Origin of the sequence: Duganella guangzhouensis, from assembly GCF_009674535.1 — a bacterium.
GTDB classification, from domain to species: domain Bacteria; phylum Pseudomonadota; class Gammaproteobacteria; order Burkholderiales; family Burkholderiaceae_D; genus Rugamonas; species Rugamonas guangzhouensis.
On record NZ_WKJK01000001.1, the window covers coordinates 561,301 to 577,910 of the forward strand.

Annotated in this window: 22 protein-coding genes; 21 read left to right on the top strand and 1 reads right to left on the bottom strand. The window is 63.6% G+C overall.

Annotation, left to right across the window (positions count from 1 at the left end):
- Positions 1-4 precede the first annotated feature (4 nt).
- The 7 genes from GJ699_RS02585 (at position 5) to GJ699_RS02610 (ending at position 4,794) form a co-directional block, all read left to right on the top strand.
- Complete coding sequence (locus GJ699_RS02585) at positions 5-643, top strand: hypothetical protein (protein ID WP_154372778.1); 639 nt, start codon at positions 5-7, stop codon at positions 641-643.
- Positions 643-1,503, top strand: a complete 861-nt coding sequence (locus GJ699_RS02590) for a hypothetical protein (RefSeq protein ID WP_154372781.1) — start codon at positions 643-645, stop codon at positions 1,501-1,503. The genes GJ699_RS02585 and GJ699_RS02590 overlap by 1 nt, the downstream gene beginning before the upstream one ends.
- An 8-nt stretch (positions 1,504-1,511) precedes the next feature.
- Complete coding sequence (locus tag GJ699_RS34090; protein ID WP_195763441.1) at positions 1,512-1,670, top strand: hypothetical protein; 159 nt, start codon at positions 1,512-1,514, stop codon at positions 1,668-1,670.
- A 76-nt stretch (positions 1,671-1,746) separates the two neighbouring features.
- Positions 1,747-3,303, top strand: a complete 1,557-nt coding sequence (locus tag GJ699_RS02595; RefSeq protein ID WP_154372783.1) for a phage tail protein — start codon at positions 1,747-1,749, stop codon at positions 3,301-3,303.
- Positions 3,304-3,312: 9 nt separating this feature from the next.
- Positions 3,313-3,747 (top strand): hypothetical protein, encoded by a 435-nt coding sequence (locus GJ699_RS02600; RefSeq protein ID WP_154372785.1) that lies wholly within the window; start codon positions 3,313-3,315, stop codon positions 3,745-3,747.
- Positions 3,748-3,794: 47 nt separating this feature from the next.
- The gene (locus tag GJ699_RS02605; protein WP_154372787.1) at positions 3,795-4,169 is read left to right on the top strand and encodes a hypothetical protein; all 375 of its coding nucleotides are present in this window, start codon (positions 3,795-3,797) and stop codon (positions 4,167-4,169) included.
- A 166-nt stretch (positions 4,170-4,335) separates the two neighbouring features.
- Positions 4,336-4,794, top strand: a complete 459-nt coding sequence (locus GJ699_RS02610) for an HK97-gp10 family putative phage morphogenesis protein (RefSeq protein WP_154372789.1) — start codon at positions 4,336-4,338, stop codon at positions 4,792-4,794.
- Here the strand turns inward: GJ699_RS02610 and GJ699_RS02615 are convergent.
- Complete coding sequence (locus GJ699_RS02615) at positions 4,791-5,006, bottom strand: hypothetical protein (protein WP_154372792.1); 216 nt, start codon at positions 5,004-5,006, stop codon at positions 4,791-4,793. The genes GJ699_RS02610 and GJ699_RS02615 overlap by 4 nt on opposite strands.
- A gap of 29 nt (positions 5,007-5,035) precedes the next feature.
- On the opposite strand from GJ699_RS02615, the gene GJ699_RS02620 reads away from it, so the two are divergent.
- From GJ699_RS02620 to GJ699_RS02685, 14 genes are all read left to right on the top strand, one after another.
- Positions 5,036-7,123 (top strand): phage tail tape measure protein, encoded by a 2,088-nt coding sequence (locus tag GJ699_RS02620; RefSeq protein ID WP_154372795.1) that lies wholly within the window; start codon positions 5,036-5,038, stop codon positions 7,121-7,123.
- A complete protein-coding gene (locus GJ699_RS02625; RefSeq protein ID WP_154372797.1) occupies positions 7,123-8,085 on the top strand; it encodes a LysM peptidoglycan-binding domain-containing protein in 963 nt (320 codons plus the stop codon). Before GJ699_RS02620 ends, GJ699_RS02625 begins: the two co-directional genes overlap by 1 nt.
- A gap of 6 nt (positions 8,086-8,091) precedes the next feature.
- Positions 8,092-9,213, top strand: coding sequence for a phage late control D family protein (locus tag GJ699_RS02630; RefSeq protein ID WP_154372800.1), 1,122 nt, complete (start codon positions 8,092-8,094; stop codon positions 9,211-9,213).
- Positions 9,210-9,752, top strand: coding sequence for a phage baseplate assembly protein V (locus GJ699_RS02635; protein WP_154372803.1), 543 nt, complete (start codon positions 9,210-9,212; stop codon positions 9,750-9,752). The genes GJ699_RS02630 and GJ699_RS02635 overlap by 4 nt, the downstream gene beginning before the upstream one ends.
- 8 nt (positions 9,753-9,760) lie before the next feature.
- On the top strand, positions 9,761-10,135 hold the full coding sequence (locus GJ699_RS02640) for a hypothetical protein (RefSeq protein ID WP_154372807.1): 375 nt from the start codon (positions 9,761-9,763) through the stop codon (positions 10,133-10,135).
- A 3-nt stretch (positions 10,136-10,138) separates the two neighbouring features.
- Positions 10,139-10,504 carry a phage tail protein gene (locus GJ699_RS02645; RefSeq protein ID WP_154372809.1) on the top strand — a complete coding sequence of 122 codons (366 nt, stop codon included), beginning with the start codon at positions 10,139-10,141 and terminating at the stop codon, positions 10,502-10,504.
- A gap of 3 nt (positions 10,505-10,507) precedes the next feature.
- Positions 10,508-11,629 carry a baseplate J/gp47 family protein gene (locus tag GJ699_RS02650; RefSeq protein WP_154372812.1) on the top strand — a complete coding sequence of 374 codons (1,122 nt, stop codon included), beginning with the start codon at positions 10,508-10,510 and terminating at the stop codon, positions 11,627-11,629.
- On the top strand, positions 11,629-12,216 hold the full coding sequence (locus GJ699_RS02655) for a UCP028438 family phage-derived protein (protein WP_154372814.1): 588 nt from the start codon (positions 11,629-11,631) through the stop codon (positions 12,214-12,216). Before GJ699_RS02650 ends, GJ699_RS02655 begins: the two co-directional genes overlap by 1 nt.
- A 7-nt stretch (positions 12,217-12,223) precedes the next feature.
- Positions 12,224-13,780: a hypothetical protein gene (locus GJ699_RS02660; RefSeq protein ID WP_154372816.1), complete on the top strand. Its 1,557-nt coding sequence runs from the start codon at positions 12,224-12,226 to the stop codon at positions 13,778-13,780.
- 150 nt (positions 13,781-13,930) lie between these two features.
- The gene (locus GJ699_RS02665) at positions 13,931-14,113 is read left to right on the top strand and encodes a hypothetical protein (protein ID WP_154372817.1); all 183 of its coding nucleotides are present in this window, start codon (positions 13,931-13,933) and stop codon (positions 14,111-14,113) included.
- A 558-nt stretch (positions 14,114-14,671) separates the two neighbouring features.
- Positions 14,672-14,848, top strand: coding sequence for a hypothetical protein (locus tag GJ699_RS02670; protein ID WP_154372819.1), 177 nt, complete (start codon positions 14,672-14,674; stop codon positions 14,846-14,848).
- A 76-nt stretch (positions 14,849-14,924) separates the two neighbouring features.
- On the top strand, positions 14,925-15,113 hold the full coding sequence (locus GJ699_RS02675; RefSeq protein ID WP_154372821.1) for a hypothetical protein: 189 nt from the start codon (positions 14,925-14,927) through the stop codon (positions 15,111-15,113).
- Positions 15,110-16,063, top strand: coding sequence for a lysozyme family protein (locus tag GJ699_RS02680; protein ID WP_154372822.1), 954 nt, complete (start codon positions 15,110-15,112; stop codon positions 16,061-16,063). The genes GJ699_RS02675 and GJ699_RS02680 overlap by 4 nt, the downstream gene beginning before the upstream one ends.
- Positions 16,060-16,608 (top strand): hypothetical protein, encoded by a 549-nt coding sequence (locus GJ699_RS02685; protein ID WP_154372826.1) that lies wholly within the window; start codon positions 16,060-16,062, stop codon positions 16,606-16,608. The genes GJ699_RS02680 and GJ699_RS02685 overlap by 4 nt, the downstream gene beginning before the upstream one ends.
- Positions 16,609-16,610: the final 2 nt, after the last annotated feature.

Genomic DNA, 16,610 nt, shown 5'->3' on the forward strand with positions numbered 1-16,610 from the left:
GAGCATGAATTCGGTACAAGAAAAGCTGTACAAAGGCTATGCGAAGGCTGCACTGAAGCTGGGGCAACAATACGACCTTTACAGGCCGACGGCGGCCGACTACCCGGTCGCACCGGCGCAGCTCGTCGCTACGGTGATGGCCAGCTTTAACCCGCAGGACATGAAATACGGGTCGGCGGGCGATTACGCCAAGCCGGGCTGGTACTGCCTGACGGACGGTCGGCTTACCAAGGTGGGCGATTACTTGGTGAACGGCGCCGAGGTGTATTTCATCGCCGCCCAGCAGCTGGCACTGCCGATTGATGCAGTGCGGTGCAATCGCGTGGCCACCGTAACGCGACCTAAGCAGCAGTCCGGCGCCGGCGCACAGGGCTACGGCGGCAGCGTCGTGGCGGACGAGGTCGCATTGATGACGCAGTGGCCCTGTTCCATCTTGCAGGGCACGAAAGGCGAAAAAACCGAGGCGAACCTGCCGGCCGACATCCGCTCGCCGTGGTGGGCAATCCTGCTGCCGGCGTGGCCTGGCGTCGTGCTGCGGTCGACCGATGTGATAACCGATGATTTGGGGCGCCGCTACACGGTAAGTTCGGCTGAATTGACCGACCGGGGCTGGCGCCTCACCGCAATGCAGGCGCAAACCTGATGGCCGACTTCACTGAAATCGCCGACGAGCTGGTCGGTCTGCTGGCTGGCATCGCTTACCCGGATGGCACGGCCGCGCCGTCGGTGATCGGCTTGCCGGTCGTGCTCTATCAAGGCTGGCCGAATCCACCGGATCTCGACCAGGACATGGTCAGCGACAGCAAGCGGGTGCATGTTTCGGTCTGGCCGACCAATATCGAGCGGATTACCAACTCGTTCGCGGCGCGGCTGATGCCGCTGGAAGTGGTAGAGCCGACCATCACCGTCACGGTGGCCGGCAACCAGATCACCGTCGGTGGCACCGCAACGGCTGGCCAGAACATCGGCCTGGTGATCGACGGCGCCGCCTTCGGCTACACCGTTCAGCAGAACGACAGCACGACTGGCATCGCGACGGCGCTGGCGAACGCGATCAGCGCGGCGCAGCCGGCAACGAATGCCGGGCCGGTGATTACGGTCCCGGGCGCGCGGCTGATTTCGCAGAAGACGGGCGGCACCGCGACGATGGTTGCGCCGCTGGAGCGCATCGAGAAGGTGTTCCAGATCACGATCTGGGCGCCATCACCAGCGGCGCGGGACGGGCTGGCCAAGGTGCTCGACCCGGCGCTGCGCGGCACCACGCGCATCGTGCTTACGGACGGCACCGGCGCCGTCCTGCGGTACCGCAACAGCGTGCAGACCGATGCGCTGGTGAAGCAGGGCGCCTTCCGCCGCGACATGAACTACGCGGTGGAATACGTGACCACGCAGACGGCCACGGCGACCGAGGTGGTGACCACCCAGTTGAACGTGACCATCAAGCAAACGAATGCACCGCTGGCCACCGGTGGCGCGATCGGTAACAAAACCATTTACACGTGAGGATGCCCATGAAGCTCGTTGTTATCACCCAGTTCGCCGACTACCAAATCGGCGACGAAATCACCGAACAGGCGAAGATCGATGCGATTCTGGAGAGCGACCAGGCGCACTTCGTGGTGAAGGTCGCCGTATCTGCGCCGGCGGCGAAATCGAAGGCCGCCGACTAATTCCCGCGCTGCACGCCGCAGCCTCCAGCTCAAACCAGACCGCGCCACGTGCGCGGTTTTTTATTAGGGGTACAGAATGACCATTTACCAACAAGGGCAGATCAACGCCACCGCGCAGGTGGTGCCGGACCTGTTCGTCCAGGTGATCCCGCCGAGCCAAGCAACGCTGAACGGCGTGCCGTCGAACGTGCTGGGCATCTGCGGCACCGCCCAGTGGGGTCCGGTGGGTGCGGCGACGCCGATTTCCGCGATGTCGGACTACGCGCAGGCGCATGGCGCCATCCAGAATCGCAAGTACGACATGGGCACGGCCGTCGCCATCGCGGTCCAGCAGGGCGCGAACAACATGCGCTGCACCCGGGTGACCGATGGCACCGACGTGGCCGCCACCGCCACCGTGCAGACCACTGGCCTGACGCTGACCGCGAAATATACCGGCACGCTGGGCAACCAGATCCAGGCGACCATCGCCAACGGCAGCGCGGCCAACTCGTTCAAGCTGACCCTCGCACTGCCGGGATTCACGCCGGAGGTGTTCGACAACATCACCGGTACCGGAAACGCCTTCTGGGTCAATGCCGCCGCCGCGATCAACAACGGCAACTCCGACCTGCGCGGCAAGTCGGACCTGGTGGTCGCCGCCGCCGGCGCGCTGACCGCTGCGCCAGTCGCTGGCTCCGTGACGCTGACCGGCGGCACCGATGGCGCCGCTACCATCACCGGCACCGTGCTGATCGGCACCGACGGTGTGTCCCGTAAAGGCATGTACGCCTGGCGCGGCGCCGGCATCTCGGTCGGCATGCTGGCCGACTGCGATGATTCGACCACCTGGGCGACGCAAGCAGCCTTTGGCCTGGCCGAGGGCGTCTACATGGTCGCGACCGGCCCGGCCGGCGACTCGGTCGGCGACGGCGTCACCACCGGCGCCGCATACGTCAAGAAGAATCTGGGCATCGACTCCTACGCGCTGAAGCTGCTGTTTGGCGACTGGATTTACTGGGCCGATTCGGTGAACTCGGTCACGCGCCTGGTGTCGCCGCAGGCGTTCAGCGCCGGCCTGCTGGCCAATATCAACCCGGCCAGCTCCGGCCTGAACAAACAGGTGCAGAGCGTCGTCGGCACCCAGCGCAGCGCTGCCAACAAGAAGTACTCGCAGGCAGAACTGACCATCCTCGGCCAGGCCGGGCTGGACCTGATCTGCAACCCGGTACCGGGCGGCGCCTACTTCGGTATGCGCTTTGGCCGTAACACGTCGAGCAGCCAGTCGATCCGGGGCGACAACTACACCCGCATGACCAACTACCTCGCCGCCAGCCTGAACTCTGGCATGGGGCAGTACGTCGGCCAACTGCAGTCGCAAAGCGCGCAAGACACGCTGCGACCACAGGTGAAGGCGACGCTCGACAACTTCCTGCTGGGCATGAAGCAGACCACTGCTGCGAGCTCGAACGGCATGATCGACGACTACAACACGAAGTGCGACCTGGGCAATAACCCAGCGACGCGCATCGCGGCCGGCTACTTGCAGGCCGACGTCAGCGTCCGCTATCTGTCGGTCGTCGAGAACTTCATCATCAACCTGCAGGGCGGTCAGAATGTCGACATCGTCCGCACCAACACCACCGCACAATAAGGAGCGCTCATGAGCACAGGCGGACAATCCCTCGGCAAGGACGTCAGCGTCGTCATCGTGACCGCGTCCGGCACCTTGAACATCCCGGCGGCGGCCATTACCAAGTTCGATTCCAAGCCGGTCACCGGCGACGAGAAGCGCATCGGCCTTGATGGCCAGGTGCGCAACAACGTCACCCATGAAGGCTGGAACGGCTCGTTTGAGGTGGACCGTTTCAATTCGGTGCTGGACGACTTCTGGGCGGCGGCCGAGGCGGCATATTACGCCGGCACCGCGCTCCCTTGGGGCACGATTCAGGAAACCATCACGAATCCTGATCTGTCGGTGTCGCAGTACACCTACACCCAGGTAGTGCTGAAGCTGACTGACATCGGCAGCCGCGAGGGCAACAAGACCATCAAGCAGAAGCTGGACTTCGTGGCATCGCGCCGCATCGCCAGCTAAACCCGGTCAGGACGGCTCCGGCCGCCTGCCAACAATAGGAACGCACCATGGCAAACGCATCAAAAGTCCGCGTCAACACTGACGTCGCTGCTACCGCAGCAATTACCAAATCCGCAGAGGTGGCAACGATCCCGGCCGGTGACATCACCATCACCCTCAAGAAACCGGGTGTGCTGGCCCAGTACCGAATCGTCGAAATCGTTGGTGGCGACGCCGCCAAAAATCAGACGTATATGGGAATGGTGCTACCGCTGCTCTGGATTATTGCAATCAATGAGACGCCAACCCCGCCGATCTCCACGAAACGGGAGTTGGAGGCGCTGATCACGCGCCTGGGCGAAGTGGGCACGGATGCCGTTATGGGCCACGTGTACGGCAATCCGGCAGAGGCCGAGCTGTCGGAGGAGGCGGTAAAAAACTAGCCTGGGACGCCGAATTTCAAGAGGCTACATTCCTCGTTGAAAAGGGCGTCCCTATCGATGTCGCATTTAACATGCGAGACGAGATCCGGAAGGCGTGGGTGATCGTCGCTGGCGAGCGCGGCGGCGGCAAGTTCGATTACGACTCAATGAGCTGGGTAGATCCAAAATGAGCGAATTTGACCTGGCGAGTTTCGCCAACCACCTGCTGGCCGTCGAGGTGGGGCTGATGAAGCGCGCGGAAACCGCGCTCGACAAGTCGGCAAAGGCAATCGCCGACGCTGCGCGCGCCGAGATTGGCTACTACCAGCCGGCGGTTGGTCCTTACCCAGAATGGCCGCAGCTGACGCCAGCCACGCTGGACCAGCACGCTGCCGCCGGCGTCGGTGACACGCCGCTGCTGGTGCACGGCGAGCTGTACGCCAGTATCAGCCACGAAACCGCGAACGGCGAGGCAGTTGCCGGATCGACTTCGGAAATCATGGTTTATCAAGAGTTCGGGACCGACAAGATCCCTCCGCGACCAGTGGTGGGGCCAGCTGAGTTTGCCACGCGAGAGAGGGTGTCGAAGATCATGCATCGCGGATTGGCCGACGCCATCGCCGGCGGCAATGCATTGCTGGACTAGAAGATCGCCACGTAGGCGATATACAACATGACAATCAGCGCGGCGCCCGCAACGACGATGGTGGCGAGGCTGAAAACAGCAAGACCGAGCCGAGTTAGCAGCGGCATTTGATATTTCCACTGCATGCCGTGATGCCGCCGCGTGCGGGCATCCGCTGGTCGCAGCCGAGGGTACTGGACGAAGCCAACGCGATCGGCCAGCCACTCTTGCATTTTGTCAATTCTATTCACGGAAATGCCCAATGAGCTTTGAAGCCTACAAGGTCGCAGTAAAGCTGACTCTTGTCAACCACGTCAGCGCCGGGCTAGTCAGCATTGCGGGCCAACTCCACACTGTGCACGGCGCCGCCGGCGGCGCACAGAACGCCCTGTCGGGCGTCGAGCGCCAAATGCTGGCGATCAAGCGCGCCGGTATGATTGGCGGCGCGATGGCTGGCCTTGGTTTCGGCATGCTCGCCATGATGAAGGCGCCACTGGAAGAGGCGGCAAAGTTCGACCAAGCCGTGGGCAAATTCAAACTGTTTGGCATGAGTGAACAGGTGAACGCCGAGGCGGTCAAGTTCGCACGTGGTATGAATGTCATCGGCTCGAGCTACACCGAGAACATGAAGCTGCTGACGGAGGCGCAAGGCGTATTCCGCGAGTCGGGCATTGCCGGACCGGCGGCGTTGGAGGGCTCCAAGCTCGCCGCGCCGATGTTGGCAAAAATTAACTTCGCTACCGAGAGTCTGGACGAGGAATCGAAGGCGAAAATGCGCACGCAGAGCATGGCGATGCTGCGCTTCGTCGAGATGCGCGGCGGCCTAAAGGATGCGGACACGTTCAACCGCATCGCTGACTCGGGCTGGAAGGCCGTCCAGAGCTCTGGCGGCAACATCAACTGGGAGCAGATGCGTCAGTTCCTCGCGCGCGGCGGGGTAGCGGCGCAGGGGCTCACCGATACGGCACTGTTCGGCCACATGGAGCCGATTATCGGCGAGCTGAAAGGCAGCACGGCCGGCAATGCGTGGATGACGGCGTACAATCGCCTCGTCGGCGGTGTCAAAATCCCCAACCAGGTCGCCCACTTGCTGGCTGATAACGGGATCTGGGACGCAAAACGCATCGAATGGAACTCGCAGGGTGGCATCAAGCGGTTCAACGGCAACCCGTTGAAGGATATGGAGACGTTCAGCACCGATCCAACGGTGTTCTACGAGAAACAGATCCTGCCGATGTACGCCAAGATGAACCATGGCGCCGGCCTGAATGCTGTTGAGCGTGCGCGAGAAAACACGCTGATCTTCGGCCGAACCGGCGGCATGATGTTCTCGCTGATTGATCGGCAAATGGAGACGCTGCGGCATTCGGCCGAGGCGCAAGCGAAAGCGCTGGGTGTCGACAAGTCCGTCGATGTCGCCAAGCAAACTGTGGCCGGTAAAGAGTTGGACCTGCGTACCCGCTGGACGAATGCAAAGCAGGATTTCGGTGACGCGGTGCTGCCGCTAGCCATCCGCGTACTGGACGGGCTGACGGGAGCGCTGAAGCGATTCAGTGAGTTCGCAAAGGAGCACCCGGGTACCGTGCGTGCGCTGACTTATGCATTCGTAGGTTTGGCTGCCGCTCTGGCGTTTGGTGGTGTTGTCACGCTCGCCGCGACCGGCGTGCGTGGTCTCGGCTTGGCGTTGCGAGTACTTGGCGCAACCGATGGCGGCATGGCACTTGTTGCGCGCGGCGCGCGATATGCTGGTGTATTTTTGGGGCGCCTAGGCGCCATAGGTATGGCCTTCGGGGTCGGGTGGACGGTCGGGACACTGCTGTACGACGCCGCGATCAAAGGCACAAAGTTCAGCGATTGGCTCGGCGGCCTCATTGCCCGGGTACTCAGCTTCTTCGGAAACAAAGAAGCGAAAGAGGCCATCGAGGGCAACAAGTCGCCAGGGCAGCGCACTGCCGAGGCGTGGGCGAAACGCCAGCAGGACAGGGCTGATGCAGCCTACCAGGCTGGAATTCAGAAACCGATGCTCCAGTCGCTACGCGAAGCTGCAGGGCATCAGCCAAGCGCCGCGCTGGCCAATACTGCGCCGCGCTCCTATTCCCCTGTCTTGCCACCTGCCGCAAATGGTACGTCGCTGGTGGAAAGCGCGGTCCAGTCTTCGACTAAGTCGATGGTGCCGCCACCTCAAGCGCTGAAGGTCCAGGTGATATCGAATACGCACCTGAATGGCCGCATCATCGCGCAAGAGGTGTCGGAACAGCAGGCGCGGACTTTTGCGCGTCCGCCGACCGGCCCATCGGGCGCCGATACTTCGATGGCGCTCGCGCCAGTTTCCTACGCAGGGACTTTCTGATGGCAGATACGACGCTGAAACTCGGGGATTTCACGTTCCAGAACTTCGAAATCCCCGCCAGTATCTCGCTCGGTGGCGAGCAGGTGCTGGTGATTCATCGGTTGCCGGGCGGCACCCGGGTCGTACAGTCGATGGGGCGCGACGATGCGCCGATAGGCTGGAGCGGTTCGATGTACAGCCAGGACGCCCTGGACCGCATGCGCCAGCTGGACCTGATGCGCACGAAGGGCGAGCCGTTGAACCTGACGTTCATGGGGCTGAGCTACCTGGTGGTGATCAAGAGCTTCTTGCCGAGGGTCGAGCGGTCTTACCGGGTGCAGTACACCATCGAGGTCGTGGTGGTGGTCGATAAGACTCAGGCCCAGCAGCAGGCCGGCACCACCAGCATCGACAGCGCGATCCGGAGCGACACCTCGGCGGCGTCGACGCTGGGTGGGCTGATCGGTGATTCGTCACTGACCAGCTCGCTGGCGAGCCTGACCACGGCCGTCGCCGGTGTGAACAATTTCAAGGCAGCGACAGCGTCAATGCTCAACGTGGTGCGCAACCCAGCGACCAGCGCGGCAACGCGCGTGGCGCAGCTGCTGAACAGCGCAAACACGGTGGTCGACTCTGTCGCGGTGCTGGGCGGCGTGAGCGCTGGCGCCTCTGCTTCGGCGTCAGCTGCGGCGTTCAAGGCGCAGGCCGACGCCACCGGGCAGATGGCCAATCTGTACAGCGCGCAAGCGGCGCTCGGGCGGCTGACTGCGAATCTGAACCAGCTCAGCCCGTCGGGCAGTGGCCAGACAGTCACGACGGCCGGCGGCAATTTGTTCTCGCTCGCGCAGAAGGCATACGGCGACGCAACGAAGTGGATCAGCATCTCCCAGGCCAACAAGATCAGCGACCCGGTGCTGACCGGACTCACCACGGTCAGCATCCCATCGAACCCTCCGGACAACGGCGGGCTGCCAAACACGTAGGTCCGCATGATAAACAATCCGAATCGCGGCAGCGTGCCGCAGAGCCCGCGCGGGATGGTGCTGGCGAACGGCGTGCGCCTGTCCGGGCTGTTGTCGTTCAGCGTGACGAATAATAATTTCTTCCATGCGGACAGCTTCAGCTTCACTTTGTCGATGTCGGCTCAATCGGCGGCCACCAACTTCGACTGGTGGTCGCGGCAAGAGATGCTGGAGATCGAGCTGCTGGGCGGCTTCCCGCCGGACCCGGGTAATTTCGAGAAGGCGGACTTGACCAGCTTCCTCGTCGGCTACGTGGATGACCTGCAGTTCGATCCAGTTGCGGACCAGATGACCTTCACCGGCCGCGACTTGACGTCGAAACTGATCGACACGAAGAACACGCTGTTCCAGAAGGCGATGCACCCGATGACGTCATCGACCATCGTTACGGCGATCGCGAAACAGGCCGGGTTGACACCCGTAGTTACAGCCACTTCAGGATCCTCCCCGGGCAGCACGTACTACCAGATCATCGATTCCCTTCTGAAGGCGCATTGCTCGTACTGGGACATCGTGACCAAGTTGGCGCAGGTGGAGGGCTATCAAGCGTACGTGTTGGGCCACGAGCTCCACTTCGAGCCACGAACTGCGGCAGATTCGGACCCTTATGTGATCCAGTGGACGGCGCCAAGCTCCGGCGGCGCGCCATCGCTGAATGTGATCGACCTGACTTTCCAGCGTAACCTGTCGGTGGCGAAGGACTTGAAGGTCGTGGTGATGTCCTACAACCCGAAGAAGAATAAGACCTTCACCGCCACCGCAACGCGCGCGCGCGCCGGCAGCGGCAAGGCGACGCCGTTTGGTGAGGAGCAGGTCTACACCTTCGCCGTCGCCAACAAGACGCAGGCGCAGGTGCAGGAAATCGCGAACGCCAAGCTGCTCGAACTGAGCCGGCACGAGATGAACATGAGCGCCAGGATGCCGGCCGACGTGGTGCTGACGCCGCGCCACCTGATTCAGGTTACCGGTACCGGCAGTGCCTTCGATCAAAACTATTTCGCCTCCACGGTCACCCGGAACTATTCGCTGGCCGAGGGCTTCACGATGACCGTGCAGGGCAAAAACCAGACGCCAAACAATCCGACATGATGCATCTGCAGAATCAATTCCGGATGGCAGCCGAACTGGCGGGCCAGGGCGGCGCTCGGCCGCGCTTCGGTACCGTAACCGGCTACGACGGCTTTAGCTGCGCCACCGTGCGACTGGAGCCGGAGGGCGTCGACACCGGCTGGCTGCCGATCCAGGCGCTGCAGGTAGGCGCCGGCTGGGGCATCGTGGCTGCCCCCAGCATCGGGGACGTGGCCAAGATCGAGTTTCAAGAGGGTGACAGCAGCGCCGGCATGATCACCGGCTTCTTCAACCACGACGGCGCCAGGTCGCCAGAGGTGCCGGCCGGTGAGTTCTGGATCGTGCGCAAGGACGGTGGCTTCTTCAAGTTCCTCAACAACGGCAATGTCGTCATCAAGGCGGCGAACGTGCAGATCACCGTAGATGGACAAGTCGGCATCGATGGCAATGCGTCTGTCAGCGGGAACATGTCGGTCGGTAGCGGCGCAACCGGCTCTTTTACCACGCCAATGGGCGATACGGTGACCGTTCAGGACGGCATTGTCACCAACATTTTCTAGGAGTAGTCATGGTCCCACAAGGCTCCGCATTACTGAATCTCGACCACTTCACCAACCTGACCAAATCGATCAATGCCGTGGCAAGTTGCGATGAGCTCCGCGTGCTGGCTGCTGATGCGTTGGCATCTATTGCAGCGGTCGAGGCCGGCATCCAGGCTGAGCTCGCGGCTATCGCTCCGATCCTGGCGCTGCTCCAGCCACCCGGGGCCAATCTCGGTGCCATCGTCACCTGGCTGACGAACTACATTTCGCACGTGCTGACTCCGCTGGTGAAGCCGAACATCACCTTTGCGGCGCAACTGACACAAATCGCGGCGCAAATCGCGGAGTTGACGGCGGCTATCCAGTCCGCCTCTGTGCGTTTCCCGAACTGCTCGATTTAAGCCATGTCAGATCTGAATCACTACATAGGCAACGACCTGACCGTATCGAACACCGGCGACCTGGACTTCGCGTCGGGCACGCTGGAGGGGCAGCAGCGGGTGCTGCGCCGGCTGCTGACCAACCCGACCGACTACATCTGGCATCCGGAGTACGGCGCGGCGGTGCCGGCCGAGGTTGGCGCCGATGGCGACCAGCTGCGCATTCAGGGCGTCATCCGGGCGCAAATCTTCAATGAGGCGGCAGTCTCCCAGACGCCGGACCCAGTGATCGCCGTTGCCGCGGTAAAGACCGGCGTGAGCGCGCAGATTCAATATACGGACTCGACGACCGGCGAGCCGGCTTCAATCGCTTTCGACATCGACAGGTAGTCCATGACAGCACTGAATACAAAAACGTTCGCCACCATGGTGAGCGACCAAGTCACGTCCATACAGTCCAAAGCGTCGCAGCTGATCAACTTCACGATCGGCTCGGTGCTGCGCGCGCTAGTGGAGACGAACGCGGCGCTGGGCCTGTGGTTGCAGAGCATGATCATCCAGGTGCTTGGCGTCACGCGCGCTTCGACGTCCAGCGATTCCGACCTCGACTCGTGGATGGCGGACTACGGCGTGACTCGCATCGCGGCCACGGCTGCCGTGGGTCAGGTGACATTCTCCCGGTTCACCCCGACGACGCAGGCGATTGTGCCGATTGGCTCCATCGTGCAGACGGCGGACGGCTCGCTGCAGTACGCCGTCACGGTCGACCTGTCGAATCCGTCCTATACGACCGCTGGCTATGTGATCGCGGCCGGTACCGCTAGCGTGACCGTCCCAGTTCAAGCGCTCGTCGCCGGCGCATCGGGGAACGCCGCCGCCAACCTGGTGACGGCGCTGGCGCAGACGATCCTGTACGTCGATACGGTCACCAACGCGGCCGCGTTTTCCGGTGGCGCCGACGCCGAAAGCGACACGGCACTGCGGGCGCGCTTCGTCGCATACATCGCGTCCCTGTCCAAAGCGACCGTGACCGCCATCGGATATGCAATCGCGGCGGCCGAGCTGGGTGCCTACTACTCGATCGTGGAAAACAAGAAGTACGACGGCTCGGCTGATCTGGGCTACTTCTATATCGTTGTGGATGACGGCTCCGGTTCGCCGCCGGCCGCGTTCATCACCACGGTAACGAATGCGGTCGACGCTGTCCGCCCCATCACCACGCGCTTCGGGATCTACACGCCCAACGTGATCACCGCCGCAGTGGCGATGACCGTGACGGTGGCCAGCGGCTACGATGCGGCGGCGACCCGGGCGCTGGTGGTAACAGCGCTGCAAACCTACATCAACTCGCTGGCGCTGGGGCAGACGCTCCAATACACGCGCTTGGCGGCGATCGCCTACGGTGCGTCGGCCGGCGTGGCCAATGTCAGCGGCGTCACGCTGAATGCCGGCACCGCCGACCTGACCGCCACTGCGCAGCAGGTGATCAAGCATTCGACCGTGGTGGTGTCCTGATGGCGACCGGCGACCAAAACGACATGCTGGAGCGGCTGAAGTTCACACTCCCGCCCTGGTTCCCTGATGATTCGCCGGTGCTCGACGCAGTGCTGTACGGCTGGGCCGCTGTGTGGGCCTACATCTACCAGCTGCTGGCCTATGTGAAGCTGCAGACGCGTATCTTGACGGCGACCGACGGCTGGCTCGACCTGATCGCCGGCGACTTCTTCGGTGCCGGCCTTCCGCGCAAGACTGGGCAGAGCGATACCAGCTACCGCATCGCGATTATCAGCAATATCTTCCGCGAGCGCGCCACGCGCAACGCGATCACGCGCATCTGCGAAGACATCACCGGCCGCACGCCGATCGTAATCGAGCAGTCGCGCATTCTGGACTTCGGCATTTACAGCGGGCCGACGTCGTTCTACGGCGCCACGGCGCGCTACGGCAGTCAACTGCTGACCACGAAATATCAGTGCTTCGTGAAGGTGTATCGGCCGCTACCCGGGTCGCAGTGGGACGGAATTTCAGACGCGGATATCTACGCCGCGCTCGATTCAGTTCGCCCGATCGACGTGACGATCTGGGCGCAACTGCTCAATTAGGAGAAATATGGACCGCACAATTGTCTACCCACTGGAGGAGACGACCGAAACCGATCTGCTGAACACCAACAAGTTCGCGATGATCGCCCTGGCCAAGCTCGCAGTGGCTATTTTGGGTACCGGCCCGCACCTGCACGGCCTGGCCTGCACGCCAGGCGCTGGGCTGACGGTTTCCGTTGCCGCTGGCCAGATCCTCAAGACGGGCGCGATCGACGCCACTGCGTATTCGTCGCTGGGCGCCGACTCGCACACGATCCTGAAGCAAGGGCTGGTGCTGGACGCGACGGCGCTGAGCTGTCCGGCGCCGACCACGGCCGGGAAGTCGATCAACTACCTGGTGCAGATCGGGTACGCCGACACCGACACCGGCGGCACGGTGCTGCCGTTTTATAACGCCAGTAACCCGGCGATTCCATTCACCGGCCCGGGCGGCAGCGGCGCGGCCGTCTCGACCGTTCGCGCGGCGCAGTGCCTCGTGCAGGTAAAGGCCGGCGCCGCCGCCAACACCGGCTCCCAGACGACGCCGGCGGCGGACAGCGGCTTCGTCGCGGCCTACGTGGTGCAGGTGGATTACGGCATGGCCGCCATCCCGCAGGCCAACATCACCGTGGCATCTGGTGCGCCATTCCTCGCGGGCCTGCTGAACTCGCACCACGGTGGTGGCGCTGGCCAGGCGCCAAAGGTCGACCTCGCGACCGAAACAACTGGCACGCTGCCCCTGTCGAACTTGCCGACTGGGCTGACGATCTGGTGCGGCACCTCGACCGGCGCCGCGAATGCGCAAGTGGTTGCGGTGCCAACCGGGATGACTACGTTCCCGACCGGCACCGGCATCGCATGGAAGGTAGGCGCCGGCCTCACCAACACCAGCGCGTTGACGGTCACCGTTGGCGGCTTCGGCACCTGCAGTGTCCTCAAGGACGGCCCGACTGGCCCTATCCCGCTCACCGGCGGCGAGCTGGTCGCCGGACAGGTAGCGAACGCGCGCTTTGACGGCACAATCCTGCAGTTGTCCAGCACCGAGCTGGGTACCGCCGCGCTGGCGAATGCATCGTCGAACACTGGCGTCGTCGCAGCAGTCAACGGCGTGGCCACAGTTGGGCAAGTCCCGACGTTTACCGACACGGCCGGCACGGTGGGCGCCGGCCGCGCGGTGACCGCCAACACCGGCAAGCTGGCGGCCGTGCAAGGGAGCCCAACTATTGGCCACATGGCCGTGTTCGACGCGAACGGGTCGCTTCAGGACGGCGGTATTGCTGGCGTGGCCGCCGCGCCGACCTATCTGAATTACGCCAACGCGAATAACACGGTGCTGGGCCCGGGCGCATACAACGCCGACACGCTACCAGCAAATGGCGGCGCCTTCACCGTGCTGCTTCCGGCGGCGCCAGCGATCGGCGCTGCGCTGGATTTCACCGACGTGTCCGGATCTTGGAACACGAACTATTTCACCCTCGGCCGCAATGGCAACACGATCGAAGGCCTATCTGAAGACTTTGTCTTCAACGTGGCCGGACTGGTGTTTCGCATTGAATGGAACGGTACGACCTGGAGGCTCATCTAATGCTCATCAGTAATTTCCTTGGCCAGTCTCGCCTGTCCAACGTACTCAATACGAATCCTCCGTATGGATTCCTGGGCTACTACGGTAGCGGTGCCGTTCAGGTTTTCGGCCCTGGCTCTTTTAGTTGGACCGTGCCGGTAGGAGTGACGCGTGCCCGCATCCGGACTGGCGGCGGCGGGGCTGGCGGTAACGGCAGCAATGGGAATGGTGGTGGCGGTGGCGGCTTCGCTATGGGCGAATTCAGCGTTACGCCAGGCACCACGCTTTCCGGTACTGGTGGCGCTGCTGGTGTCGCAGGTGGCAATGGTGGCTCGTCGTCTGTTGCGGCTTTGATCTCTGCAACTGGCGGCCTGGCTACCGGTGCTGGCGGTACGGGCACCGGCGGCTCGTTCCAAGCTGCGGGCGGCGCGGGAGGCGCTACACGTGGCGGCGGGGGAGGTGCGGGCTCACAGGTCGGAGTCGGCGGTGCCGGCGGTGCGTCGAACGGCGGTGGTGGCGGTGTGGGCGGAGGCGCAGGGGTTGGCAGCGGCGGCAACGGCGGCTCGCCATTTTCGACGGACGGGCGCGATTTACTGCTTGGTCGCGCAGCCGGTACCGCCAACGCGACGCTAAACCCGACAAATGCGCAGATTCGCTTCCCTGGCGATGGTTTTGTCGGAGGCGGCGGGGTGGCAAGTGCCAGCTCTGGCTACGACGGCGGTTACGGAGGCGGAGGCAGCGGTGCGAATGCCGGTAATGGCGGTAATGGAAACGGTGGCGGCGGTGGTGGAGGCGGGAATGCCGTAGGCACCGGCACCGGGGGCAATGGCTCCTACGGCGGCGGGGGTGGTGGTGGCGGCAATCTTGGTGGCGCTGGTGGCGCTGGTTTTGTTGTAATCGAATGGTGAACATATGACTACTTATGCACGCATCGCGGGCGGTCTGGCCACGGACGTGACCACGACCGATCCCCACCTGATCTTCCATCCGCTGGTGGCGGCCGAGTTCTACATCGTTCCGGACGACACGCCGCGCGACGAGCCGCTGGACCCAACGCAGTTCATCAAGGCGCCAAAGCCTGACGCGTGATTGGTGGCCCACCTGGCCGCGCGGCGTGCCCGCGCGAGAAATATCAAAAATCCCAACTGCAAATGAAAGGGCGCAAATGCCAGAAGAGGATCGCAAGCTGACCGATGCCGATGTCGAGGCCATCGTGCAGTTGCTGGACAAAAAGGTGACCGAGCGTTTCTACAGCGACCTCGGTCGCGGTGTGATGGGCTTGGTCTGGAAGGCCATTGTTGTGGCTATCGTGGGCGTCGCTGCCTACGGTTCTTTGAAAGGTATTTCGAAATGAACATCATCAACTCGATTTCGCGGCACCGGTCGCTGTTCTTGGTCGGTGGCGCACTGATCGCCGCAGCACTTTCGCTGTACTCGGACCCAGACCACGGCTGGGGAACTGCGCTGAGTGGCCTGGCCATCCTGCAGGGCATCTGGGCCGTGGCCGCGTCGCACTGGGCGCGTAAAGCGCTGATGGACTATCCGGAGGCGGACATGCGCAAGCTGTTCGCGCGCGCTAGCGAAAACCCAGTCGGCGCCGGCCTGGCGCTGGTTGCGGTTTCGATCGTGCTGTACGGGCTGCTGGGCGTTTTCTCGCCGCGCGCGCACGCGGGCGAGCTGCCGGCCGGCGCCGTGAAATACATGCCTGTGCTGAAGGCCGAGCAGGTGCGCCTGTGGCCAGATCATCCGCGCCCGGTGCTGCTGGCCAGCCTGGTCGAACAGGAATCGTGCATCTCGCTGCGTTCGGCCGGCTGCTGGAACCCTGGCGCCAAACTGAAGACGGCGCGGGAAGAGGGCGCCGGCGTCGGCCAGATCACCCGGGCATACGCCGCCGGCGGCGCGGTCCGCTTCGATGCGCTGGCCGACCTGCGTGAGCAGTACGGTGCCGAGCTGGGCGCGCTGAGTTGGTCGAACGTCTACCAGCGGCCCGACCTGCAGCTGCGCGCCGTGGTGCTGATGTCGCGCGACTCGGCGCGGCAGTTCCGTGGCGCGCCGGCGATGCTGGAATTCGGCGATGCCGGCTACAACGGCGGCCCGGCCGGCGTGCAGCGTGAGCGCCGCGCCTGCGCCATGACGCAAGGCTGCGACCCGGGCCTGTGGTTTGGTCACGTGGAGCGGCACTGTCTGAAGTCGCGCCAGCCGCTGTACGGCGGCCGTTCGGCTTGCGACATCAACCGCGAGCACGTGCGCAACGTCTTCCAGGTGCGGCCGGCGAAGTACATCACCGCCTGGGCGGCGCTGTGAGCTGGGGCGGCATCGTCGCGGCCGTGCTGGCCGCCGGCGCGCTGTTCGCGGCCGAGCAGGCGTACGAAGCGCACCTGATCGCCAAGGGCGACACGGCCGGCGCCGCCCGCGTGCAGGGGCGGTGGGAGAAGCGAGAGGCGACGATCAAGGCGGACGCCGAACGCATGGCCGCCGCCGATACCGCACGCGCTCGCGCAGAAACCGCCGCGCTGCAATCGAAGTTCAATCAGCTGGCCGGGCGCCAGCAGAAAGACCGGGTGGACCATGAAATCGCTACGAAAATCGCTGTTGCTGCCGCTCTTGCTGGCACTGAGCGCCTGTCAATCGCCATTGCCCCAGATCCAGCCCACGCGGTACCTGAAGGCGGAGAAGGCCAAGGTGCCGGATCTGGAGCCGGCGCTGCGCGAGAAGCGCGAGCCGACGTCCTGCCGGAAGTTGCTGCAGCTGTTCTCGGCTTCGCCGGCGATTACGGACAACTTGTGCGGGACTATAACGCCGTCGTCGAGCGATTCGACGCCGCGCGCGCCGTCTGCAATGGCGAGTAAAG

Bases quoted from the DNA above. Each gene is read 5' to 3' on its own strand.
- GJ699_RS02590 (WP_154372781.1), top strand. From the start codon at position 643: ATGGCCGACTTCACTGAAATCGCCGACGAGCTGGTCGGTCTGCTGGCT.
- GJ699_RS34090 (WP_195763441.1), top strand. From the start codon at position 1,512: ATGAAGCTCGTTGTTATCACCCAGTTCGCCGACTACCAAATCGGCGAC.
- GJ699_RS02605 (WP_154372787.1), top strand. From the start codon at position 3,795: ATGGCAAACGCATCAAAAGTCCGCGTCAACACTGACGTCGCTGCTACC.
- GJ699_RS02635 (WP_154372803.1), top strand. From the start codon at position 9,210: ATGATGCATCTGCAGAATCAATTCCGGATGGCAGCCGAACTGGCGGGC.
- GJ699_RS02600 (WP_154372785.1), top strand. From the start codon at position 3,313: ATGAGCACAGGCGGACAATCCCTCGGCAAGGACGTCAGCGTCGTCATC.
- GJ699_RS02680 (WP_154372822.1), top strand. From the start codon at position 15,110: ATGAACATCATCAACTCGATTTCGCGGCACCGGTCGCTGTTCTTGGTC.
- GJ699_RS02610 (WP_154372789.1), top strand. From the start codon at position 4,336: ATGAGCGAATTTGACCTGGCGAGTTTCGCCAACCACCTGCTGGCCGTC.
- GJ699_RS02585 (WP_154372778.1), top strand. From the start codon at position 5: ATGAATTCGGTACAAGAAAAGCTGTACAAAGGCTATGCGAAGGCTGCA.
- GJ699_RS02645 (WP_154372809.1), top strand. From the start codon at position 10,139: ATGTCAGATCTGAATCACTACATAGGCAACGACCTGACCGTATCGAAC.
- GJ699_RS02660 (WP_154372816.1), top strand. From the start codon at position 12,224: ATGGACCGCACAATTGTCTACCCACTGGAGGAGACGACCGAAACCGAT.
- GJ699_RS02655 (WP_154372814.1), top strand. From the start codon at position 11,629: ATGGCGACCGGCGACCAAAACGACATGCTGGAGCGGCTGAAGTTCACA.
- GJ699_RS02640 (WP_154372807.1), top strand. From the start codon at position 9,761: ATGGTCCCACAAGGCTCCGCATTACTGAATCTCGACCACTTCACCAAC.
- GJ699_RS02675 (WP_154372821.1), top strand. From the start codon at position 14,925: ATGCCAGAAGAGGATCGCAAGCTGACCGATGCCGATGTCGAGGCCATC.
- GJ699_RS02595 (WP_154372783.1), top strand. From the start codon at position 1,747: ATGACCATTTACCAACAAGGGCAGATCAACGCCACCGCGCAGGTGGTG.
- GJ699_RS02670 (WP_154372819.1), top strand. From the start codon at position 14,672: ATGACTACTTATGCACGCATCGCGGGCGGTCTGGCCACGGACGTGACC.
- GJ699_RS02615 (WP_154372792.1), bottom strand. From the start codon at position 5,006: ATGCAAGAGTGGCTGGCCGATCGCGTTGGCTTCGTCCAGTACCCTCGG.
- GJ699_RS02625 (WP_154372797.1), top strand. From the start codon at position 7,123: ATGGCAGATACGACGCTGAAACTCGGGGATTTCACGTTCCAGAACTTC.
- GJ699_RS02630 (WP_154372800.1), top strand. From the start codon at position 8,092: ATGATAAACAATCCGAATCGCGGCAGCGTGCCGCAGAGCCCGCGCGGG.
- GJ699_RS02620 (WP_154372795.1), top strand. From the start codon at position 5,036: ATGAGCTTTGAAGCCTACAAGGTCGCAGTAAAGCTGACTCTTGTCAAC.
- GJ699_RS02650 (WP_154372812.1), top strand. From the start codon at position 10,508: ATGACAGCACTGAATACAAAAACGTTCGCCACCATGGTGAGCGACCAA.